Origin of the sequence: Paenimyroides viscosum, assembly GCF_003858535.1 — a bacterium.
GTDB classification, from domain to species: Bacteria; Bacteroidota; Bacteroidia; order Flavobacteriales; family Flavobacteriaceae; genus Flavobacterium; species Flavobacterium viscosum.
Window position 1 is genome coordinate 1 of record NZ_RQTJ01000069.1, and the last position, 3,097, is coordinate 3,097.

Sequence of the window (3,097 nt, forward strand, 5' to 3'; positions counted from 1 at the left end):
GCGAAGAAAGACGTGATAAGCTGCGAAAAGCTGCGGGGATTGGCACACACGAAGTGATCCGCAGATATCTGAATGGGGCAACCCGGCATGTTGAAGACATGTCACTCCGATAGGAGAGCAAACCCGCTGAACTGAAACATCTAAGTAGGCGGAGGAGAAGAAAACAAAAGTGATTCCGTAAGTAGTGGCGAGCGAACGCGGAAAAGCCCAAACCAAAGTTGTTACGGCAATTTTGGGGTTGTAGGACCACGACATTTTAATCAAAGCGAATTAGAATCATCTGGAAAGATGAACCATAGAGGGTGATAGTCCCGTATAGGTAAGCGATGCATTAGATAGTGGTATCCTGAGTAGGTCGGGGCACGTGAAACCTTGATTGAAACCGGCGGGACCATCCGCCAAGGCTAAATACTCCTGAGAGACCGATAGTGAACCAGTACCGTGAGGGAAAGGTGAAAAGAACCGTGAATAACGGAGTGAAATAGATCCTGAAACCATACGCCTACAAGCGGTCGGAGCCCTTAAGTGGGGTGACGGCGTGCCTTTTGCATAATGAGCCTACGAGTTACCGTTGCTGGCAAGGTTAAGTACTTCAGGTACGCAGCCGAAGCGAAAGCGAGTCTTAATAGGGCGCTATAGTCAGTAATGGTAGACGCGAAACCGTGTGATCTACCCATGGACAGGTTGAAGTTTGGGTAACACCAAATGGAGGACCGAACCCGTTGACGTTGAAAAGTCTTGGGATGATCTGTGGGTAGGGGTGAAAGGCCAATCAAACTCGGAAATAGCTCGTACTCCCCGAAATGCATTTAGGTGCAGCGCTGATATAGTTTAATAGAGGTAGAGCTACTGATTGGATGCGGGGGCTTCACCGCCTACCAATTCCTGACAAACTCCGAATGCTATTAAATGATTTACAGCAGTGAGGGCATGGGTGCTAAGGTCCATGTCCGAGAGGGAAAGAACCCAGACCATCAGCTAAGGTCCCCAAATGTATACTAAGTTGAAAAAACGCGGTTTGATTGCCCCGACAGCTAGGATGTTGGCTTGGAAGCAGCCATTCATTTAAAGAGTGCGTAACAGCTCACTAGTCGAGCGATCGAGCATGGATAATAATCGGGCATAAGTATACTACCGAAGCTATGGATTTACAGTAATACTGTAAGTGGTAGGGGAGCATTCTAAACTGGGTAGAAGGTGATTTGTGAGAATTGCTGGACTGTTTAGAAAAGAAAATGTAGGCATAAGTAACGATAATGCGGGCGAGAAACCCGCACACCGTAAGACCAAGGTTTCCACAGCTATGCTAATCAGCTGTGGGTTAGTCGGGACCTAAGGCACACCCGAAGGGGGACGTCGATGGCCCACGGGTTAATATTCCCGTACTTGTAATAGTTGTGATGGAGTGACACAGTGGTGAAAGTACCGCGAACTGACGGAATAGTTCGTTGAAGCACGTACCTATAGGTTTGATAGTAAAATGCGTCAGACTTGGAGAAATGCGATAGTACTCGGAGCCTTCGGGCAAAGAGATAGTGTACCTAAAGGCTGTCAAGAAAAGCTTCTAAACATAGATTATTACAACCCGTACCGCAAACCGACACAGGTGGTCGAGGAGAGTATCCTCAGGTGCTCGAGAGATTCATGGCTAAGGAATTAGGCAAAATAGACCTGTAACTTCGGGAGAAAGGTCGCCCCGAGCAATCGGGGCCGCAGTGAAAAGGTCCAGGCGACTGTTTATCAAAAACACAGGGCTCTGCCAAATCGTAAGATGAAGTATAGGGCCTGACACCTGCCCGGTGCTGGAAGGTTAAGAGGAGATGTTATCTTCGGAGAAGCATTGAATTGAAGCCCCAGTAAACGGCGGCCGTAACTATAACGGTCCTAAGGTAGCGAAATTCCTTGTCGGGTAAGTTCCGACCTGCACGAATGGTGTAACGATCTGGACACTGTCTCAGCCATGAGCTCGGTGAAATTGTAGTATCGGTGAAGATGCCGATTACCCGCAGTGGGACGAAAAGACCCTGTGCACCTTTACTATAGCTTAGTATTGTTCTTGGATAAGTGATGTGTAGGATAGGTGGGAGACTATGAAGCGGCGTCGCTAGGCGTTGTGGAGTCATTGTTGAAATACCACCCTTTGCTTATCTGAGATCTAACCCCGCAAGGCGGGGGACATTGCTTGGTGGGTAGTTTGACTGGGGTGGTCGCCTCCAAAAGAGTAACGGAGGCTTCTAAAGGTTCCCTCAGCACGCTTGGTAACCGTGCGTAGAGTGCAATGGCATAAGGGAGCTTGACTGAGAGACCTACAAGTCGATCAGGTACGAAAGTAGAGCATAGTGATCCGGTGGTTCCGCATGGAAGGGCCATCGCTCAAAGGATAAAAGGTACGCCGGGGATAACAGGCTGATCTCCCCCAAGAGCTCATATCGACGGGGGGGTTTGGCACCTCGATGTCGGCTCGTCACATCCTGGGGCTGGAGAAGGTCCCAAGGGTTGGGCTGTTCGCCCATTAAAGTGGCACGCGAGCTGGGTTCAGAACGTCGTGAGACAGTTCGGTCTCTATCTACTGTGGGCGTTAGAAATTTGAGTGGATCTGATTCTAGTACGAGAGGACCGAATTGGACCAACCTCTGGTGTATCAGTTGTGCCGCCAGGTGCATCGCTGAGTAGCTACGTTGGGCAGGGATAAGCGCTGAAAGCATATAAGCGCGAAACCCACCACAAGATGAGATTTCTTTAAAGGGTCGTAGAAGATGACTACGTTGATAGGCTACAGATGTAAAGGCAGTAATGTCATAGTCAAGTAGTACTAATAACCCGTAAGCTTATGTGCTCTAGAGATTGCTTTATAAATAACAGCTTTAGGCTTAAAGCCTTAAGCTATAAGCTAATAAATATCTACAAGAAAGTATCGAAAATATGTTAACAGTATAAGCTTACCGCATACGGCATATAGCCTACAGCGCGAAGCAAAAAGCTTAAGGTGGTTATAGCATCGGGGCTCACCTCTTCCCATTCCGAACAGAGAAGTTAAGCCCGATTGCGCAGATGGTACTGCATTTTAATGTGGGAGAGTATGTCGCCGCCTTTTTTT

At 48.3% G+C, this 3,097-nt stretch carries 2 rRNA genes; both read left to right on the forward strand.

The window, feature by feature from the left end:
- Positions 1–2,837: ribosomal RNA gene (locus tag EG242_RS14655) — 23S ribosomal RNA — on the forward strand; the annotation flags it as partial.
- A 145-nt stretch (positions 2,838–2,982) separates the two neighbouring features.
- Positions 2,983–3,094, forward strand: a 5S ribosomal RNA gene (rrf, locus tag EG242_RS14660).
- Positions 3,095–3,097 lie beyond the last annotated feature (3 nt).